Raw genomic sequence first — 20,867 nt, 5'->3', positions numbered from 1 at the left:
CTATTATCCCTTCACGCTTCCAACCACAATTCCTTTGACGAAATACTTCTGCAAGAACGGGTAAACAATTAGAATCGGAAGCGCACCTAAGAAAATTTGTGCCGCCCGTGTCGTACGCTCCGATATTTCCAACGTGCCATTTAAGTTGTTAATATCCATTTTCATTGGATTGCTGTTAATCACCATCAATTGCAGGTAAGTAGATAAGGGGTACTTATCTGGGAAGTTCATGTAAATCAACCCATCAAACCAGGCATTCCAATGGCCGACCAATGTAAATAGCGAAATGGTGGCAATGACCGGCATCGACATCGGTACATACATCTTTGTTAGTACAGTCCAATGCCCTGCTCCATCTATAAAGGCGGATTCCTCAATTTCTTTAGGCAATCCACGGAAAAAGTTGAGCAGCAAAATAATATTAAACACACCTACCGCACCTGGAATAATCAAGGCCCAGATCGTATCAAGCAAGCCTGTTTCACTAACGATGATATAGGTCGGAATAAGGCCACCACCGAACAGGATGGTGAATACAAAGAACCAAGCATAATAAGTGCGCGCCCGAAACTCCTTCACTTCCTTGGATAAAGGATAGGCGCACAGAAGCGCCAATAAAATATTAACTGTATAACCAATAGCAACCCGCTTCAACGTAATGCTGAAAGAGTTAATAAACTCTTTTTTCTGCAAAATATATTGATACGAATCCAAACTGAAATCCACTGGAAAAAGCTTTACCAAACCGGCGGATGCCGCTGGACTGGAGCTAAAGGAAATAGACAGCACTTGAATCAAAGGAAGCAAGCAAAGCAGGGAAAGCGACACCAAAAAAATGTAATTGAAAATAACAAATATTTTCCTGCTCAAGGACGCATGATGCATCGGCTGCACTCCTTTCTACAAAACTCAACACATGAATCTGCTTCATTATTTTAGAAAATACGGTAATTAGCCAAACGGTAGGCTAGAACATAAGAGACCGTGATGAGCACGAGCGAAACGACCGATTTAAACAAACCAATAGCGGTCGCTACTCCGAACTGAGCATCAACAAGACCTATCCGATAAATTAATGTATCCAATATATCTCCACTCTGATAGACGGATGGGCCATATAAATTAAACACCTGATCGAATCCGGCATTCAAAACACTGCCCAAGCTTAAAGTTGCCAACAAGATAATGATCGGTACCATGCCTGGTAGCGTAATATGCCAGGTCTGCCTCATATGATTGGCGCCATCAACAATAGCAGCTTCATATAGGGAAGGATTAATGCCTGTAATCGCTGCTAAATAGACAATCGTACTAAACCCAAATTCTTTCCAAACATCAGAAATAATGAGAATGGAAGGAAACCATTGATTGCTTCCAAGAAAAAAGATAGGTTCGATGCCAAAAGCTTGAAGCACTTGATTTACAATCCCTTCGGAAGGCGACAATATATCAACAAGAATGGCTCCAAGAATGACCCATGACAAAAAATGGGGCAAATAAATCAACGTTTGAATACCTCGTTTAATGAAGGCTCTTTTCATTTCGTTTAATAATAAAGCAACAACGATAGGAACCATTTGCCCTGCGATGATTTTCATGGTTGCGATATAAAACGTATTCTTCAGCACCTGCCAGAAATCAGGCATCTGCAGCACGTAACGGAAATTATCGAAGCCCACCCATTTCGAGCCGAACAAACCCTGTATTGGAATAAATTTTTGGAATGCAAAGGCAATTCCCGCCATCGGAAAATAACTATAAATCAATAGAAGAACAACGCCTGGGATCAACATAAGATGCAGCGGAATTTCACGTTTGAGTTTGGAATTCTTCATCATTCCGAGTATCCGATCATGCCGATATAAGCAAGATTGGGCTGTGCAATATCCATTCTTCCGTACTGAATAATGACATCCACATCACTCTTAAACCGTAATGAATACTGTAATTGCCGGTCTAACGCGATTCCTCCAATTTCATCCGGATGGTCCATTCGAATACACTTGACTCTTCTTGCCGCTGCAACAAGCCGGATATCTCGATCCGGTTCTCTATCTTCATAAAAGATATCCATGAAAATTTTCGCCTCTGTATCGTGGCAATTCAGAATCATAATGGCTTCATGCCCTTCAAGCGAATCATGATCAATTTTGCCTTTGTAAGGTAGATATCCATCGATGACATACCAATTTTTCGCGCCCTCTTTACCCATACGCTCCTCCTTAATTAACCGAAATCGTCGCTGTTTCGACCCAGGTCTTGCTCAAATGCCTGACTAGCTTCGACATCGATTCATAGCCATTTTCTGTCACAATTAAGCTTTCCTCGACTCGGTTAGAACCGTATGGATGTCCGAACAAACTGACATCCGTATTGACCGTCATTCCGATTTCGAAGAGTGCTTCAGATTTATCATCAGGGTAAGGAGACTCTGCTTCTGCTAGCCCACAACCATGCAGCGGCGGGTAAAGGTCATATTGGGTTACCTGTTTGGATTCAAAATAATCTTTCACAGATTTGACGAGATCACTTTGCTTTCCGCCTGGCACTAGATTGGATAATGCAATATTCTCAGCCTCTACAAGCAGCGTGATGAACTGTTGCTGCTCGCTGCTCATTTGTCCTGCCACGAATGGAAACCCTACAGTTGCGACATAGCCTTCATACTGAACCGCTATCGCAGCCATAATCATATCCCCATCCTGAATAACCTTGCGAGTCGGCCTTCCGATAATGGTATTCACCCGTTCGCCGCTGGTCAGAACGATGAATGGCACGAACTCTGCACCTGCCTTCATACATTCGCCATACGCATAGGCTGATAGTTCAAGCTCGGTCATGCCTGGTTTAACATGTTCAATCATCAGCTTGTAGCCTTCGTCAGCGATTCTAGCTGCTTCCTTTAAACATGCAATTTCGTCTGTTGACTTCGTCATTCTTAAATGGAACAAAAGGTCGCCAGCGTCGGTCCATTCCACGTCATCCAAACTTCCCTTAATCGCACGCAGCAGCGGTTCAGGCATGGCATCTAATCCAGCAATGCCAATCCGCTTTAACGAATTATTCACGTTCACTTCTGCGAATATTTCTTTCAAGCTCGTGTAGTTGGCTTGCGGGTATTCAATCTCATCCGGCACGGTTACACAATTGAACTGGGAAAGAAGACGAACGTCCGGCCAGGAAGTCATTTCTCGGCACAGCAGCTCCCCTTCCGGTGCTGCCAGCACAATGGGCTGTCCGCTCTGCGGAACAATGACCGCCCCTCTCTCAAACAATGGCCAATAGTTACTCAAATAGCGCAAATTTTCTTTTCTATATTCATCTCCGTAAACCAGGCACGCACCCATTCCTTGCTCTGCCATCAACACCTTTAGTTTCTCTACCCTAGCTATAAACTCTGAAGACTGAATTTGTATCATTACTTTCAACTCTCCCATCACATTCTATTTGCCAAGTCAACTAGCTTTAATAAATCACTTTTCGAATTCCCATAAAATCAGCAACATAGGATAGCTCTTCTGTCAAATCCCCATAGCCAATAATGCAATGATGAGCAAATCCCTCTTTAATTAAAGCCGCGAGAAATGGCTTAATTGGCGTACCAAATTGAATGACAGCCGTAATTTCCTCACAAGGAATGTTCTTCGGAATAGACAAGGCTTGGCCTTTAACAATGAGCATCTTATAACCTTCAGCATCAATAATGAGATGGCTGATCGTCACTTCACCCGGCTTCAACGTATACTCAAATCCGAAGCCAGCTCCCTGCAAGCCCCATTGTTCAGGAGAGCGATTGACCTTTACCGTATTCCGATCTGTCGCATATTCTGTATTCGCATAGCCGTGGTGAACCATAAGCAAGGCATTAAGCTCCTCGTCATATTCGCCCCACTCCGCAAAGGCGGGTACTTTACCGCTCAGCATGTTCATTAACGTCATCATAATGAGACCGTGAACATCACCCTCTGTGTTAACGACCAGCTTTCCTTCTTCATGCATCATGGTGTTAGCTAGGTACGAGGTGGTGCCTGTCTTCTGCTCCACGTAATGCTGGCCGAGCAGCGTTAACGCATCCAGCCTGAAGCGATCCATGGTATTTCTAAGAGCAACGTAAAATTTTGAAGATTTATATATATCATCCTCGTTCAATCCAACAATATTAAATCTATTTTTCGTCTGTTCTATAATCGTTTCAATTTCCACATCCGCTGCTTTGCTAAATTGCTCCAGAAGATGATCGACTTGAATCGAGATAATGTTCGGCCCAAGCGTGCCTTTGATCATCGTCTTGTCGAATTCAAAATCATACATCCCTCTGAAAACATGGCCGATGACACCGATGTTTGTTGTTTTGAGACTTAAATAGGCTTTGTATGCCCGAATGTATTTCGTCATTTCTTCGAAAGCAGCATGATCGTTGATTGATCCCACAACCACCTTTAAATCGGGGTACCAGCCCATTTTTCTAAACGTGGCGGCCAACTGCAAATTCGCAATCAAAGCGCTATTTCTCAGAATATTCTCATAATTCGTGTCGAGGTTAATCTTGTTATGATGCTGCGTATTAAATAAAACAACGGGCACGTGACGAACATGCTCTAAAGCTTGAATCGCCATATAATCGGGACAATAAGTGCCTGCCACATAGACAATGAGATCGACTTGCTGGCTTGCCAGCTCTTTACCCGCAGCCTCTGCGGCATCTAAGGTGTCAATAAGTCCCGGCCAGATGACTTCATCCAGATCAAGATTGTTACGGAGATTGTTATAGACGCAGGTCATATCCGCCGTAACATTAGCCTTTAATGTTTCCGGAAACATTCTCCAATACTCGAAAAATCCTAAGGTGATCAAACCCACTTTCAGTTTTTTGCTAGCAACTCTCGTTGTTAACAAATCTCCGAACAAGTTGCCCTTTGCGGTTTCAAACGATTCTATCGTTTCAGTCATTTCCTATCCTGTCCTCTCTGTTGGCTATCCTTTTAGATTCCGTACCTTATGAAGCAGACGCACTGCGTTATGGTGAATAATATGACTGATTTCCTCATCGCTAATGCCTGAGAATAGTACGCTTCCCAGCATATAGTTCGGGTCGTACCAAGGAAAATCCGTTCCGAAAACGACCTTCTCCGAAGTCGCCTCATGGACCATTTTGCCGATCATGCCATTAAGTCGTCCTGTATCGCAAAGTTCCAAATAAACATTCGGCTGAGTCCGCGCTAGCTCGATCGCATAATCCGTTTCTCCGGGAGCGGAATGACCAAGCAGGAACGTAATATTCTCATATTTTCGCGCAAGCTCTCCTATCATTTGTGGCGGATTGTAAGGGCTATGTCCCCATGTATGGGATAATAGGAGCAGGCCGCGATCATTGGCAAATTCATAAATTTTACGGAACTTCTCGCCAGTAAGCGGATATTTGTGATAATCAGGCAGAAGCTTAATTCCTACATAACCTTTCACACGGTCGAATTCAGCCAGATCCTGATCCAGGTTATGATCATAATGCGGGTTCACCACGTAATAACCGTAAATCCTATCCGGGTATTTCTCCATCGCAGGCTTTATCTCTGAATTTCCCTCTAAAGGATCGAATAACGCGCTGTGCGGTGCTGATATAATCCATTCAATGTTTTCCCTATCCATCGTCCGAATCATGGATTCCAAGCTGGCTTCCGGCAAATATGTGCCATAGAAAGGCCCCATATGAGTGTGCATATCGATGAATGGGAGGCTGGACAGCCTTCCCGTTTCAACAAACTCTTTAGCTAATTGCGATTGATTAGTCATTTTCGATATACTCATCGTGTCACCTCACCTAGTAATCTCTCGAGGTTTTTGTATGCGATGTTCTCCATTTGATCCTTCGTTATACCGGAGCCAAGTAAAGCAGCCAGCGGTCCGCCTATGGCGTTACTTGGAAAGTTCGAGCCGAAGAGGATGCGCTCCGATCCAAACTTGCTGCAGATGTCCTTAATCTCCCCGGCTGTTTGCATATCGCCGCTCTCGATATACAGGTTTTTATAGGTTTGAAATAGCGGATACGTCAGCCTGGCATGACTCCATAAACCATAATTATGAAGAATAACCGTCAAGGTCGGATACTCCTTCATCAGGCTGTAGATACTATGCCAGCCTTCGCTCGGAGTCAGATACAACGGAATTTTAGCTGCCGCAATTTCCCCAATGAGATCACCCATAACTACACCATTAAGCAAATAACGATTCCTTTCTGGATAAGCTCTTAACAGCTGTACCCCATTGGCCTTCATCGCAGGAAACAAATGCTGGGGCGCATACTGACTTTCAGTAATTGGCGGCAGTATCGTCCACGTTGGGAGCAGCCTGTCTGGCGCCTTGTTCGTCTCAGCCAGAACCGCACGGTTCCCATAATCTGGGTCAACATCAGCCATCGTGTTATGGCTAACTACCGCGCTATCGATTCCACAGAAATCAAGCTCTTGAAGCAGTTCCTCGGCGTCACGAGCCTGCTTTACTTTCTCCCTAACGATAAAATTCTCATGATTGACGATCTCATAATTGACGGTCTTATATCCTACAGCACAGCTGCAATCGATAATTTTCATCATTTACCACTCCCTGTTAGTCTCTTCCGTCATCCAAGAAAGCTGCAGGATTGCCTACCATTAGGGTTTGGATTTGTTCATCTGTTATGCCTTCATCCTGCATCATAGGGATAATGTTGGTAATCACATGATCGAATCCCCAACCTCCATAATGGTGAATGCATGTTTTTAGGCAGACATCATTGGACAGCAATATTTTGGAGAGAAAGCCGTAATCAATTAATTCCTTGATTGCTCTTACCCTCTCTATATCTCTGGCAAAAAGGCCTTTCAGAACGCTCTTATGCCTTCTGTCCGCATAAAACTCCTTTCCGAAATTGTCGAATTCAATATAAACCCCTTTATTCAGCAAATCTTTCATATAATCCATTTTCAGATCAACATCAATATGGTTGATACATATTTTCTCTGCAGATGCACCGTGTTCTGTAAGTATCTTCACGACCTCGTAACCATTCGTTGCCCATAGATCCGTATGCACATGAAGGCCAAGACCCGTTTCCTGTTGGGCTGTCGCCGCTGCGATCAGCGTCTTTTTTTCATTCGGATAAATGATTTCGCTTGTTCCGATCTCGCCAATGACACCTGCTTTAATTTCGGTGCCATCGATGCCGTATTTAATTTCTCGGAGTATTTCTTCCGCAATGGCATCAATCGTTTTATCATCCATATCAGGAGGATGAGAGGCATTAATATAGTAGCCGCAGCCCGCTATGATATGGATATCAAGCGCCCTGGATAACCGAGCCAATAAGATGGGGTCTCTGCCAATATCACGAAGAGTGAGATCGACAAATGTTTTTCCTCCGGCTTTCTTAAACTCATGGAGCTCCCATTCCATGATTTTCTCGTCATCCAATACCGCGTTATCCAACACCGCATAAGGATTTCTTTGGAGCTTGCCGAGATTGGCCAAGCTTACTTTCTCTTGTGAGAGCACCTTGCCAGATATCGTATGCGGAGCAGGCACAAGATCTCTTAGATCAATAAAAGCGTGCTCATGGGGCAGCACCAGTCCGAGACTGTCCGCCCGCACCTTACCTGTCACTGTCATCACGGACATTCCAAACACTTCCTCATCTTAGTCACCTTCTAGGAAAACAGCTGTTACCAGCTAACATCTGTTTTCCCGGTCGGCTTTGTTTTATTTACTTGCTTTCCATTTGGCCACTTCTGCCGTTATGGCATCGCCGCCAAGATTTTTCCAATTCGTTACGAACTCGTCAAAAGCGTCAATGGATGATTCACCCATAATAATTTTAGTGAATGTTTCCAATTCCATTTTTTCCAAGGTTGATCCTTTTTCCACCATCGTCGGTGTAGGTCCCGCAATATATTTCGTCATAAGAAACCCATTGCTTTGGTGGTAGTCATGCAGCAGCTTTTGAGCATCAAAGATTCTGGCATACATCCACCCTTCACTATCGCCTGCTTCCCATTTTTTCAGGCTATCATAAAATATTTTCTGCCCGGATGCCTTAGGATCGAGCAGTGTTTCGTCATTCTTCTCTAACGCACTTGATACCCTCGTATACATATCCAGATTTTGAGTTGGATTAGAGCCTGTGACTAGAGCATAGACCCACTTCGCAATATCACCATCTTGATTGATTGCAGTCAGCGGATATTTTGTCTTATCCCAGTCGTTGTGGAAAGCATTCAACATCTTAATTAGAGCCTCAGGGTGCTCCATCCCTTTTCTCACAACAAAATATTTGCCAATAGGAAACACCAATTGTGGTTTTGCTTGTTGATCGTCTATGGAAGGAAGCGCAAATGGCATCCAGTCCATCTCGGCATCCAATTTCTTTCCTTCGACAAAATAACTATTCGCGTACATTACGCCAAAAAACATTCCGAGTTTGCCGGCATTGCCTGCTTGAATTAATTTTTCTATATCCTTTACGCCAAATTCGCGGTCAATCCATCCTGCTTTGTACATTTCCTGAAGCTTGGCTAACGCCACCTTCATTTCCGGTTGGATGCTTCCGTATACATATTCACCGGCTTCATTCTCAACCCAGATTTGCGGATTAGCATGATAGCCATTGAAGAAACCTTGTAGTCCAAAAACGGCGTCATACAAAAGTTTGTCTAAACCTAGGCCATAGGTATCGTCTTTCTTATTTCCGTCGGGATCCTGTTTGGCGAACGCTTCCGCAATCTTAAATACATCGTCCATCGTCTTTGGTTCAGGCAGGTTCAATTTCTTTAACCAATCCGTACGTATCCAGAGCAGCGGAGCATTATCATTCGCTCCGGGATTCACAGGGATACCTAGCAGTTTTCCGCCAAATGACGCAGAATCAAGGCCTAATCCGCCGTCTTTACTCAATAATTCTTTCGTTAGCGGCGTGCCGTAATTCTCCAATGCCTCTGTTAAATCGGCTAGTTGATCCGCTTCAACCAATTGGTTAAACTGCGTGCCGTCAACTGGCATAATGTCAGGAAGCTTTCCAGAAGCCATCGTAACATTAAACTTTTGGTTATATTGCGTTGGGTCAGCGACCCATAAATATTTTAGTTTAATGCCAAACTCATCAAAGTAGAGTTGATTCCAAGCGTTTTTGTCAATAGAATCCCCTTCGGCGAATTTAGTCGTTGAGTCCAGCATTCTTACTGCCGTCACTTCAATTGGCGGATCAATCTTCCCAAGCGGGTCGTAGCTGACAGCCGTTTCCTCGGGTGAGCTTGTTTCCGTCTTACTCGTCGGGGCACTTGACCCTTCTGGTTCTTTCCCTTCATTATTTTTTGTGCTGCAAGCCGAGACAAAGACCATCGTGAAAACCAATACGGACAACAGGATACTTTTAGCGGCCTTACCCTTCATATTTTGTCCCCCTATATCAATTAGTTCTTGCATGATTATCATAAAATAACTGAAAAGCCGAAGCTATTTGCCAATCTTGCTTTCCTTGACTTCTATTGCTTTCTTCTACTCTTGCATGGTTTGAAACCGATCCCGGTATTCTTGAGGAGTCAATTTAAACATTTTTTTAAAGGAGCGGTTGAATTGCGGAGCAGCCTCATACCCTACCTTGGTAGCAATTTCCCCTATTTTCATGGAAGTCTCCGCTAGCTGCTGCTGTGCTTTCTTCATGCGTTCTTTAGTTATATAGTCGGAGAGCATGGTACCTGTCATTCGTTTGTATAGACGGGATAAATACGTTGGACTGTGATGTACGACTGTAGATAGCTTCGTCAGGGATAGATCACCTCCAAGATGAGCTTGCGCATAGTGATGTATAGCTGAAATCAAGCGCTCACCTTGCTCGTCAGCAGCAGGCTCATATTGCCCAAGCACGTAATCAGCCACCTTAGCTAAGTAAATAACCGCATCTGGCCATGATTCATGTGCATCATACTGCGTCATTTTCCCAATATCCATCTTGACTGACAGCTCATTGAACAGCCCTGCGCGAATTGCGTAAGAGATCAAGCTAAGCGAAACCGAATAAAACAGCTCCAACTGGAACTTGTACCCGGGTAAGTCATCCCCATTCATAATTTCATCGTATAACGTCGTAAACTGCTCCGCTTGTCCACTCGATAAGTATTGTTCCAGCAATTCGAATTGCTTCTTATTGTTCATAGAGTCAGAGAATGGATGGCTGCGACCCGAATCCATATGAAGCCCGAACTGCTCGGAGTCCTGAATGAGAAGCTCCTGTCGGTTATGCGAGCCATCGCCAAGCAATGCCTTCAAATAGTGGAATTGCGCGCCGATGTTTCCCCACTCATAGGCATCCCGTCCAATGACAAAGGATAAGGGCAGCTTCAATAGCTGTCTGCATGTCTGCTGAACAGCCTCGATTATGCCGTATACTCTTGTTTTCAAATTCTGCCAAGCCTTCAGTTTCTGCTCCTCATTCAAAGGATCTGCGGCCTTCAGCTCTTTAGGCTGCATGAACCAGAGAAATTTATTAGATTCGACAACGACGAAAACATGTTCAACCGTAAGATCCAAGTATTCCTCGGCAATATTCTGGCAAGCATAGATAAGCAATGTACGATCTAGATCACTTAATGTCATTGGCCAAATATCAACTCTGCCGAGGACGAGAAATACCCCCTCGCCAGCCGCTAACGGAATTTCAGACTTGGCAAACCTAGCCTCCATTTCTTGCAGCGATAAAGAAGGGCTCCGCATCAATTCAAACAACGTGTTTTTTTGCAGGGCGGGAATAGCCAGCTGCAGCTTTTTCTTTGCATTCATCATATAATCCACGCCGTCTTCAACTCTATCGAGTTCCGCGAATGCCTTCTCCACGGCCGCCAAAATAACGTGGTCATCTTCATTTTTCAGCACATAGTCCACGACACCGCCTGTCCGAATGGCCTGACGTGCATAGTCCGCTTCGTTATATCCCGTTAGGAAAATCACCTTGCTTCGCGGCCAGCTTTGGACGATTTTTTTATGCAGCTCCATCCCGCTCATGCCAGGCATCCGAATATCTGAAATGACCACATCGATCCGGACCTGCTGCATACAATCCAGCGCTTCATAAACGTTATAAGCCCGATAAGCCTCAAGCTCTAAGTGAACAGCCTCCTGAAGCAATCGATACATACTATTCACAATAATAGGCTCATCATCGACGATAAGTACCCGGTACATAGTCATTCTCCTTTGTCATGTGGAATATAAATCCTTACCCGTAAACCACCATTGGTGCCGGTCATAACTTCAAGTCCGCCATGCTCGCCATATTTCAGCTTTAAGCGTCGATGAATATTAATAAGTCCCGTTGTCTCTCCTTCTTCTTCAAAGGCGATTTTCCGGATCATGCTAGACATTTGCTCTTCTGTCATTCCCAAACCATTGTCCTCAACGGAAAAATACAGCCTATCCTCAGTCGCTTCAAAGGTAATGGCCAAGCTTCCACCCGCAACCATATCACCGAGTCCATGCTCGTAAGCATTTTCCACCAGCGGCTGTAAGATTAAGCGCGGGATCATCACTCCGCGATAGGCTTCAGGAAGCGGCTCGAAATTGACCGATATTCGATTCGAGAACCTTATATTTTGAATTTCGACGTAAGAACGGGCATGATTCACTTCATCCTCCAGTGAAACCTCTTCCAAGCCATTTCTAGTAATATAGTGAAAATAGTCGCCTAGGTTTTTCGATACCAGCTCTGCCGTTTCATTCTCATCATTTTTAATTAAACGATGCAAAATAAAAAAACTGTTATACAGAAAATGAGGCGTGATCTGCATTTGCAGCTGTTTTAATTCCGACTGCTGCAGCCTGATTTTCTGGACATACAACTCATCAATTAGCGTTCGCAAGTTCTGCACCGTTCGATCAAACTGATTAAAGATATTGCCGAATTCATCCTGACGGGTCGTCGGAGTCGTCGTTTGAAAATTGCCACCCTCCACATTTCTGAATCTTCTGATCAATAGCTGAAGCGGCCGATGAATTAATAAATAAATGCCATAGGAAAATAGGGTAACGATAATGAAAGAGCTTCCTACTATGAGCCAGAACCATATTCCATACGTTTTCAGTTGACCAACAATGACATTCTCGGGAAAAAAGAAGAGCAGGGAGACTTCCAAAAAGGATGATTTCTCATAGACGGCCATATACTTCTCTTTGTCCACGTCGATTTGTTTCGTAAACGCTGTTGATTCTTGCATCGCATTCTTTAATTTTTGTTGGATTTGCGTTAGATGGTCCGGATATTTATGATTGGAAATCATCCAGTTATCGCTAAATAATATCGCTCCACCTTCCTGCGGGAAGGCATTCAACGCATTTGTAAGCGCATCCGTAGATAATTCGATATTTTGAATAAATTGTGGTGCCTTGGCGTTATTCATAGCGTTGTTTGGATATGTCAAATTCAAATAAAAACGATCTTGCCAGAAGGTAATCGGAACTTTACTCTTATTCGTGGCTATTGCTATTTCCTCAGCCTTTTCTCTTGTGCTTAAGGTCTCTTCAGCACTAGAGGTTGAAACAGCTCCGTTAATGGAATCAATATAAATCGTAATATCTTTGATATAAATGCTGGAATCCTTCAGCGTAGTTATTTTGAGCTTCAAATCATTCATGGCCTTCACTCGTTGGTAATCCGACATAATAGATATGGCGTTACTCAATTGCATAAGATCTTCATCATTGATAAACTCCTGCTGCGTTTGAATAATCCTCTCCAACTCCTTCTCGAGCGATAAGAAATAGTAATGGATATTGGTTGTAATCGAGTTGGATATTTGGCTTTTAACCTCTTGCTTACCCAGCTCATTCAATACGAGGCTTAATGTAAACAAGGGGGTAGTTATAATTAGAAAAGTAATTATCAGCTTTGGGAAAATAGGAATATTACCAATCTTCTGCTTTATCCACAACAAAGGCTACCACTCCTCCTTTTTTCCCACAGTATACGGCAATTCCATTTAATTAACTATGAAAATCAAATGCCTCTTCTATAACTGATTTTAACTGCAATTTTATAAACGCCAATATTGAAAAAGAAAAAAGCCTTAGCTAAGTAAGGCTTCTCTAAAAAGTACTTTACAACTAATTAATGCTTAATTAACATCCGCCTCCAGAGGGCCTGCCAATTCATTGAGGTAAAATAATTTGCCCGGCAAAGTCGGCATATAGGTGGAAGGTAGCCATCGATCAGGACCATATCGCAACGTGGTCCAAAGCGACAGTCCCTGCCATTGCATGCCTCGGCCCAATGCTCCATCGCAGCCGCCTATCACTTTGTCGGATTGCAAAAATAAACCCGGTCCAATTGTATTCGCACGGCACGGGACTAACGTGGTCCGGCTTTTGAAGCTCGTAATCGCATTCTGTTCAATCGTCAGCGGATGAAGCTGCGCGCCGATTCGATGCGTCTGCTTGCTCCATTCTTCATCACTAGTAAATTCTGCCCCAAAATGCGGCTCCCAGAACGCGATATGCATCATACGGCCGATTCCGAATACGGTAATCAGCTCCGCGCCTTCAGCTTTTAAATTAGTGATCTTAGCCGCATAGGTCGGCAATGAATCTAATGTCGCAAAGTGACGCTGATTTACTGGAACAGTCAGCTCGCCAAGCGGTCCATAGAATGCCTGCTCCATTGCATATTGGAACGAACCTTTATTGTCTGGCGGTAAGGTTCGTCCTTCTGCGTCGCTCCATTCATCCATATTAAAGCCATATACATGCGAGCAATCGATATTCCATTCCTTCAGAAAGTAAACCGCCCATTTATACATGCCCATCGGTCCGACTGGCAAAATAAAAGCCACATTACGCCCCTCAAGCTTGCTCTGACGAATTTGCCAGGCAATCTCATGTCCCATTTTTACGTCGAGCTCTTCCACTTCGTTACAAGAAATGAGTTGAAACGCCTCGTTCCAGAAAGGCTGGCGTTCTCCGATCGTCTCTGGAGGATTTGAGCAGCACTTATCAATCGCTTCCATATTCCAACCGGCCGGATAGAAATTTTCCAACAAGGACCCTTGCACCGTTTGCACAAAATTCATGCTTGCCACTCTCCCATTCCATTTATTTATTCACTTTTATGTGTCCTAACTAGCGTATGCAGCCATTTAATTACGGCAGTAATCTCTCGGTGGTTAACCGCGGCCAAGCTTGGCTTTGCTTAAAACCTTCCGCATAAGGCTTCCCGCATTGAAGTCCGCGGAATTTAGAGACCGTTCTGACAAAATCCAGAAAGTCGATGCCATCATGCTCATACAGCCATTTGATCTGGCTTTCGTGGCAGTCATTCATTTGAATCTTCGTCTCGATAAAGTCACTAATGTCCACGTAATCGGTAGGCAGAAAATGGACTCCCGCAAGCGTATCCATATAATAAAGTGGGACAACCTTATGATGAACCTCTTCCCCTTCTGCATGATTATAATGAGGAACGGTAGCCGCGAAGCTCGCATCAAAAACGGCCCGAGATACCTCCATATGATCCTTCATATAATCCTCAGGCGGATGCGTGATGATATAATCCGGTTTGACCCTGCGAATCACCTTAACAAGTTTACATATAAGCTCATCTTGATCCGACTTCACTGCCAAATCGGGAACGTCTAGGCTAATCACTTCCGCACCAATCAGTTGTCCAGCTTTTATGGCCTCAAGTCTTCTTAGTTGTTTCAATTGCTCTGGCTGGATCACCTTATGCCCTTTATCTCCATTGGCCACATGAACCATCGTTACCTGATGCCCTTGCGAAGCGAGCTTCGCCAAAGTTCCTCCACAACCAATCTCTAGATCATCCGGATGACAGCCTACAGCTAGTACATTCATCACATTTCACCCATTCCTTTTTATTGCTAATCTGCTACTATAAGTGTAAGCGTTCGCCTTCTACTGATCTTTAGCAAAAAGAACTTGAATAATAGCAATAAGTCCAAAATGGACATCATGTTCAACGGTGCAAAGGAGGCCATAGCCAATGAAGGATAGTGACTTCACGCCTACCAAACTTTACGAGCCGTTATCCATCAAACAGCTAGTTTCCTTCCATTATTTTGAGTTTTCCAAAGACTTTGCATTTGAAGGAGAGAAGCATGATTTTTGGGAATTCGTTTATGTAGATAAAGGAGAGCTGGAGGTTTTTGCAGATACGGAAGGCTATCATCTTAAGCAAGGGGATATGATTTTTCATAAACCGAACGAATTTCATGGCGTTTGGGCCAATAAGAAAATCGCGCCGAACGTGATCATCTTGTCATTCATTTGCTTTTCTAAAGAAATATCGTTTTTCGAAAATAAAATTTTCACTTTGGATGCTGAGCAGAAGGAGTTATTAGCGAAAATTATGAAACATGGCTTTGCAGCCTTTACTCCACCCTTCGATGATCCGCGAAACCATACCCTTAACCGAAATTTAGCAGCGCCTATCGGTTCGGAGCAGTTGATCAAACTATATTTGGAAATGCTTCTGATCCACTTGAGAAATGCAGGGGACAAGCTCGTCAGACGAGAGCAGAGATTGTCAGCCTCCATCAAGCAGCGAAGCGAAGAGGATCTCGTTAGCCGTATGTGCGCTTATATGGAAGAACATATTTATGAAGATATTCGCCTCGAGCACATCTACAAAACATTTCATTTAAGCAAAAGCCATGCGCTCACCATTTTCAAAAAAAACAAGGACGTCAGTATTATGAAATATTATCGCCATTTGAAAATACAACTTGCCAAACGCATAATTCGCGAGCAGCGGCATACCTTCACAGAAATTGCGGAGCTGCTTCATTACGGCAGTGTACATAGCTTCTCTAGACATTTCAAATCGTTCACGGACATGTCGCCGTCTGAATATTTACGTACGGTTATGGCGAAGATTTGAAATGTTATTTTGGACAAAAGAGAAAAATGAATGCAGCGGCCTTTGTTCTGAGTCCCGTGGTGAAGATACTACCTCCTGCGAACAAAATCAGAGTTCTCCGATCCTGCTTGACGTTCCCCTGACACAATCCATCGCTAAAATAGAAAAGACTATGATGCCTGACTTAACGTTATTTCACACTTCAGGCTACATACTCTTTTCAAAGGCAGAAGCATGTTATGCCCTACTCAGCATTGGGGGATTTTTATGAAAACCATTATGATTGTTGAAGACGAAGACGCCATATCACGGGTGCTCGCTGCTTATATTCGCAAGGCCGGCTTTGATTGCCACATTTACCGGGATAGTCTGCAAGCGGTTCAAGCCTTTGATTGCTCAGAGCCCATGCTTGTCTTGCTAGACGTGCTGCTGCCGGGAATGAATGGCTGGGAGGTTTTAAACCATATTCGCCGCAAAAGCACTTGTCCGGTCATCATGCTTACAGCCAGAGGGGAGGTCAGCGATCGTATCCTTGGACTCAATGAAGGCGCCGATGATTATATGACGAAGCCGTTTGAGCCAGAGGAGGTCGTTGCACGCATTCATGCGGTACTTAGACGACCGCCCCGCTCACTAGTCAGTTCGGAACAAGTAACCTTTGGGAGCGTCCGGATTGATTTTAAATCCCACAGCGTTTACCTGAACGGAGTCAGTTTATCCATAACACCACGCGATCTTTCGCTGCTGATGTTTTTCGCAGAACATCCGAATCAGTTTTTTTATCGCGAGCAATTGATTGAGAATGTATGGGGCATGGATTACGAGGGCAGTGATCGGGCCGTAGATTTGGCAATTAAGCGGCTTAGAAAGCTGCTGCTGCATTGGCCCCCGGAGGAAGGGGAACTTCGCACGCTGCGTGGGACGGGATATATGCTTTATGCAAAAACCTATTAATCGCCGCCAAACGCTGCTCAGCCGCTGGACCTTCCGCTACGTGCTTACGCTGTTCATAGGCTTAATCATCATCGGGTTAATCTCTATCGTGTGGATTCGTGAGGGGACTCTAAACAAACGAAAGCAAAACCTCGAGACATTTGCTCAGGCAGCCGTGCAGTACGTGAATGATAATACTGGAAAAATAGCTATTCCTAAAGATTTTTACGAATGGATTGATCTCACCCAGCGCCGCTACTTGCTTCCCGGGCAATTCTCTTTAAGCGTATTTGATGCTCGCGGCGTTGCTATTTTTGTGAAAAGCGCCCCTCAGACGGGTAACACCAATTCGTTAACCCATTCGAATACCGCTTCTCTCCTAAATGAACAATCGAGCGTTACAAGCTCAGACGGTTTGTATACTTTGAAAATACCTGTACTGGATAACAAAATCGTGATCGGATCGCTTGTTATTTCCTACAGCTATCAAGAACTGGCTCATATTAATCAGAATTATGCCTTGATTGCCTCACTTCTTTTCAGTTCTGGGCTTCTGGGGTGGCTGATCATCTTCTTTCTGTCGCGGAATTTAAGAAAGCCGATTAAGCAGTTAGCCGAAGCGCTAAATCAGATGGAAGCCGGCCAGTATCAGGTCGTCGTCCCAGGCCAAGTGAAGGAGAAAGAAATTCACGATTTGCTCTGCTCTTTTCAGAAGATGGCTGCACGGCTTGGCTTATTGGAAGAGCTGCGGACGGAGCTGCTTGCTGGCGTAACGCATGAACTAAAGACGCCTATAGCGTCCATTCATGGGTTGATTCATGCGGTTCGAGATCAGGTCGTTACGGGAAGCGAGGCAGAGGAGTTTTTGGATATATCTCTGCAGCAGACACGTAGACTCCAGCATATGGTCACCGATCTGCTCGACTTTAACGCTTTCGCTTCCGGCAAAATAAACGTTCGGCACGATTCACTTGATCTCTGTAAGCTAGTAGGCGAAATCGTCTACCAATGGGGACTGATCGATCCGACAGAATGGCTCGAAGTGTCTGCAGATATTCCTGAGCAGAGCGCTATCGCGGTTGGCGATGCCAGCCGTATTCAGCAAATTATCGTGAACCTGCTGAACAATAGCAGGCAAGCATTGGGTGACGAAGGAAGCATTCGTGTCCATCTAGCTCAGCATTCAGATACAAGCTATGAAATTAAGGTTAAAGACAATGGCCCCGGCATTCCAGAAGACGAGCAGCGTAATATTTTCGAGAGATATTTTCGAGGCAAGCGAAAAAAGCATACCGTCAGCGGCCTCGGCCTCGGATTGACTTATAGCCAAATGCTGGCTGCCGCCATGGGAGGCCAGCTTATTTTGAAGGAGAGCAGCCCTCAGGAAGGTACTACTTTTCAGCTCTTGCTGCCTAAGCAGCCGTAAGTAAGTTGTCATACGCAGCATGTATCGCACGAAGTCTCTTTGTTAATCGCAGGTCAGCCAGTAGCATCTGGCTGGCTTTTTTTAATCCAGCAGTTGTTGCTCTCCATCCATTTTCATAAAACCTCAATTCCAGTTCCTATGAACACATAGCTGACTTATAGTTGCGTTAAGCTTAATCCAATACAGCAATTCCCCATTTGAGAGGAGCCTCCCTATGAAAACTAAGAAAATGATGTTCTCCCTAATTTCCATTCTTGCGGTAAGTGCCGTTGCTGTTCAGCTGACCACAGCCTATGGCAGCAGTGCGCCAACGCAAAACAAGGAAATCACAGCAGCAGAAGCGCAAAGCTATGCGAAAAAGAAATCAGGCAAAAAGCCAGCTGCTGCTCCTCCTGCTCCAAATCAGAAACCATCCGAAAAAACAGCAGTGAAAACAAGCAGCACTCTAACCGATCAAAACGGGTATACGATTTCAATCACGGGCGGCTATGAAACCGATGCTGTTGATCATGGGAGACCTGTCGTGCTTATTGCAGCCGCACTTGGCGTGCCTACTGAAGTATTTAGAAAAGCCTTCAGCGGCGTAACCCCTGCTGGTGCAAATAGCGATGGCCCTACCTCTGAGGAAGCGCAGGCGAACAAAGCAGCACTGCTAAAGGTACTTGTACCTTACGGCATCACGAATGAACGACTGGATGAGGTGTCCAACTATTACCGCTATAACGGCAGTAAATGCGAAGTATGGACTCATACAGCGGCGACAGCTACAACGCTACTGACCGATGGCGTAGTCACTGGAATCAAGATCACAAATGCAGGTGCTGGATATTCATCCAATCCAACCATAAAAATAACGGGACCAAGCGGGACATTTACCGCAGTTGCTACCTTGGCCTTTTCAACCGATCTTAAGACGAACGGCAGCCTTGCTTCCATTACACTTCAATAAATTGGCTTGTCTCTCCCCTATTTCCTAATTCGTTCAAACCCTACCCTCGCAAAAAAAAACGGCAGTTCCTGTTGATCAGGATCTGCCGTTTTTCGTATAAGCAGTTATGGGATTTCATCATAACCATATTACAACCGCTATGCCGTCAAGAAAATAGCTCTGCTTCGGGCAAGCGTATTCTCCATAAGAACCATAAGTTAGTCCTAACTTAAACTCCCCCATATTGCTTCGTAACAAAAGAAGCTGCCCTCAATAATTAAAGGACAGCTTCCACATAAACTGACCGGTAGAATAGTTAATTAACCTATCTCCTACAAGCTGGAGGAATGCTTTGGGGATTTCTAAAGACATTTCCAGGATCATATTTAGCTTTTATTCTCCGTAACCTAGGAAAGTTTGCTCCATAGTAAACCGGACCGGAATTTTTAATCCCTTGGTCTGGAACGTTGATATAGGATCCTACAATAAAGGGCTGTAGTTTCCGACGTGTATTGCGAACGATGGCGATATTTTTAGCAGCTTCCGATTGCTTGATCCATGAGCTGTTCCATTCCACATAAAATTGTGCTTTACGCCAGTAGAATGCTGTTGATCTAGGTGATTTACGGCTTACTGCTCCACCCCAGTTGAGGAAAAAGAACCCTGCGAACTCACCCTCTACATTTTCTAAAAATTCACGCATGGATTTTATGGCCTTATTCGGAAATGGCTTCCTAGCGAAACCGGAAGAGAACTGATTACTGTACCGTTGAGTAAGCACCGGATCGGGAGGCAATAGAAATTTCACTGCTTCCGTGTAAGGCAATAACCGGATGATTGTGCTTGTAGGAGTGCCGACACTCGTAACGGGCTTTAATAGACGGATCGCCTCCGTGTTTGATCCGAGGAACAGCCCCTCCATTGTCACATTGCCGCCTTTTTTGGGGCCAATGGATAATTCGCTGCCTAGTTTGTTATTGACGAAAGGAGACCATTTTTGCCAGGCTTTGAGTACCTCTTCGAATTGATTCCACGGCCAAGTGACACGATATACAGTAGCCTTCACTGGAGCGCGATGCACTTTGAATTTGTATTTTGTATAGACGCCAAAGTTTCCACCGCCTCCCCCTCGGGAAGCCCATAGAAGATCAGAGTTGCAATTTTTGTTGGCACGAATAACTTTTCCCTTCGCGTCAACCATTTCGAGTGCGAGAAGATTATCGCTGATGAGTCCAATCGACCGTTGAAGCGGCCCGATTCCACCGCCAAGTGTGATGCCACCGATCCCAACAGTAGGGCTGTCACCGAAGGGAGCTATAAAACCTTGTCGTGCAAGCGTGTTTGCAATTCTTCCCACTCGATTGCCTGTCTCAACAACAACCGTTCCATTTTTTTTATTTAGCTTAATTTTGTTCATTTCACTTACATCGATGACAATGCCGCCATTGACCTGTGAAAGATTAACTTCCAGAGAATGTCTTCCGCTTCTAGGACGAATGGGAACTTTATTCTCGCGGGCCCATTTTATCGCGTTTGATACATCTTGCGTTCTTTGAGCAAATACAAACACCTTGGGAAATTTGTCCGTATGAGGATCCCAATTTTTACGTGCCGATTCATAACCCGAATCACCTCTAAAGATGACTCGCCCGGTAAGCTTCGTTTTTGATTTCAATCATCACATCTCCTATTAG

18 protein-coding genes are annotated in these 20,867 nt (G+C 44.4%); 4 read left to right on the top strand and 14 right to left on the bottom strand.

Annotated features, from left to right (window positions below):
• Positions 1-3: 3 nt before the first annotated feature.
• The 13 genes from E0496_RS26450 to E0496_RS26390 form a co-directional block, all read right to left on the bottom strand.
• A complete protein-coding gene (locus tag E0496_RS26450) occupies positions 4-885 on the bottom strand; it encodes a carbohydrate ABC transporter permease (protein WP_141504750.1) in 882 nt (293 codons plus the stop codon).
• Between the two features lie 50 nt (positions 886-935).
• Positions 936-1,835 (bottom strand): ABC transporter permease, encoded by a 900-nt coding sequence (locus E0496_RS26445; RefSeq protein WP_141505045.1) that lies wholly within the window; start codon positions 1,833-1,835, stop codon positions 936-938.
• Complete coding sequence (locus tag E0496_RS26440; protein ID WP_141504749.1) at positions 1,835-2,212, bottom strand: sensory rhodopsin transducer; 378 nt, start codon at positions 2,210-2,212, stop codon at positions 1,835-1,837. Before E0496_RS26440 ends, E0496_RS26445 begins: the two co-directional genes overlap by 1 nt.
• Before the next feature lie 10 nt (positions 2,213-2,222).
• Positions 2,223-3,419, bottom strand: a complete 1,197-nt coding sequence (locus E0496_RS26435) for a M24 family metallopeptidase (protein ID WP_161601588.1) — start codon at positions 3,417-3,419, stop codon at positions 2,223-2,225.
• A gap of 46 nt (positions 3,420-3,465) precedes the next feature.
• Complete coding sequence (locus tag E0496_RS26430; protein WP_141504745.1) at positions 3,466-4,950, bottom strand: hypothetical protein; 1,485 nt, start codon at positions 4,948-4,950, stop codon at positions 3,466-3,468.
• Positions 4,951-4,974: 24 nt separating this feature from the next.
• On the bottom strand, positions 4,975-5,805 hold the full coding sequence (locus tag E0496_RS26425; RefSeq protein WP_141504743.1) for an amidohydrolase family protein: 831 nt from the start codon (positions 5,803-5,805) through the stop codon (positions 4,975-4,977).
• Positions 5,802-6,587, bottom strand: a complete 786-nt coding sequence (locus tag E0496_RS26420; protein WP_206669874.1) for an amidohydrolase family protein — start codon at positions 6,585-6,587, stop codon at positions 5,802-5,804. Before E0496_RS26420 ends, E0496_RS26425 begins: the two co-directional genes overlap by 4 nt.
• A gap of 16 nt (positions 6,588-6,603) precedes the next feature.
• Entirely contained in the window at positions 6,604-7,650 is a 1,047-nt protein-coding gene (locus E0496_RS26415) for a phosphotriesterase family protein (protein ID WP_141504739.1), read from the bottom strand.
• 81 nt (positions 7,651-7,731) lie between these two features.
• Positions 7,732-9,417 (bottom strand): extracellular solute-binding protein, encoded by a 1,686-nt coding sequence (locus E0496_RS26410; RefSeq protein WP_161601587.1) that lies wholly within the window; start codon positions 9,415-9,417, stop codon positions 7,732-7,734.
• 105 nt (positions 9,418-9,522) lie between these two features.
• On the bottom strand, positions 9,523-11,205 hold the full coding sequence (locus tag E0496_RS26405; protein WP_161601586.1) for a response regulator transcription factor: 1,683 nt from the start codon (positions 11,203-11,205) through the stop codon (positions 9,523-9,525).
• 2 nt (positions 11,206-11,207) lie between these two features.
• Positions 11,208-12,869, bottom strand: coding sequence for a sensor histidine kinase (locus E0496_RS26400; protein ID WP_206669873.1), 1,662 nt, complete (start codon positions 12,867-12,869; stop codon positions 11,208-11,210).
• Between the two features lie 261 nt (positions 12,870-13,130).
• Complete coding sequence (locus E0496_RS26395) at positions 13,131-14,081, bottom strand: sugar phosphate isomerase family (RefSeq protein WP_141504735.1); 951 nt, start codon at positions 14,079-14,081, stop codon at positions 13,131-13,133.
• A gap of 70 nt (positions 14,082-14,151) precedes the next feature.
• Positions 14,152-14,862 carry a PIG-L deacetylase family protein gene (locus E0496_RS26390; RefSeq protein WP_141504734.1) on the bottom strand — a complete coding sequence of 237 codons (711 nt, stop codon included), beginning with the start codon at positions 14,860-14,862 and terminating at the stop codon, positions 14,152-14,154.
• A gap of 148 nt (positions 14,863-15,010) precedes the next feature.
• Between E0496_RS26390 and E0496_RS26385 the strand changes: the two genes are divergently transcribed.
• The 4 genes from E0496_RS26385 (at position 15,011) to E0496_RS26370 (ending at position 19,194) form a co-directional block, all read left to right on the top strand.
• Entirely contained in the window at positions 15,011-15,907 is an 897-nt protein-coding gene (locus tag E0496_RS26385; protein ID WP_141504733.1) for an AraC family transcriptional regulator, read from the top strand.
• A 246-nt stretch (positions 15,908-16,153) separates the two neighbouring features.
• Positions 16,154-16,840: a response regulator transcription factor gene (locus E0496_RS26380; protein ID WP_141504732.1), complete on the top strand. Its 687-nt coding sequence runs from the start codon at positions 16,154-16,156 to the stop codon at positions 16,838-16,840.
• Complete coding sequence (locus E0496_RS26375; RefSeq protein ID WP_141504731.1) at positions 16,824-18,245, top strand: HAMP domain-containing sensor histidine kinase; 1,422 nt, start codon at positions 16,824-16,826, stop codon at positions 18,243-18,245. Before E0496_RS26380 ends, E0496_RS26375 begins: the two co-directional genes overlap by 17 nt.
• Positions 18,246-18,459: 214 nt before the next feature.
• Entirely contained in the window at positions 18,460-19,194 is a 735-nt protein-coding gene (locus E0496_RS26370; protein ID WP_141504730.1) for a hypothetical protein, read from the top strand.
• A 304-nt stretch (positions 19,195-19,498) separates the two neighbouring features.
• Here E0496_RS26370 and E0496_RS26365 read toward each other — a convergent pair whose 3' ends face one another.
• Complete coding sequence (locus E0496_RS26365; protein ID WP_141504729.1) at positions 19,499-20,848, bottom strand: FAD-binding oxidoreductase; 1,350 nt, start codon at positions 20,846-20,848, stop codon at positions 19,499-19,501.
• Between the last annotated feature and the right edge of the window lie 19 nt (positions 20,849-20,867).

Source organism: Paenibacillus luteus (genome assembly GCF_006542765.1).
Classification (GTDB): Bacteria; Bacillota; Bacilli; order Paenibacillales; family Paenibacillaceae; genus Pristimantibacillus; species Pristimantibacillus luteus.
The sequence above is the reverse complement of the archived record's forward strand: the minus strand, read 5'-3'. Positions and strand labels throughout refer to the sequence as shown.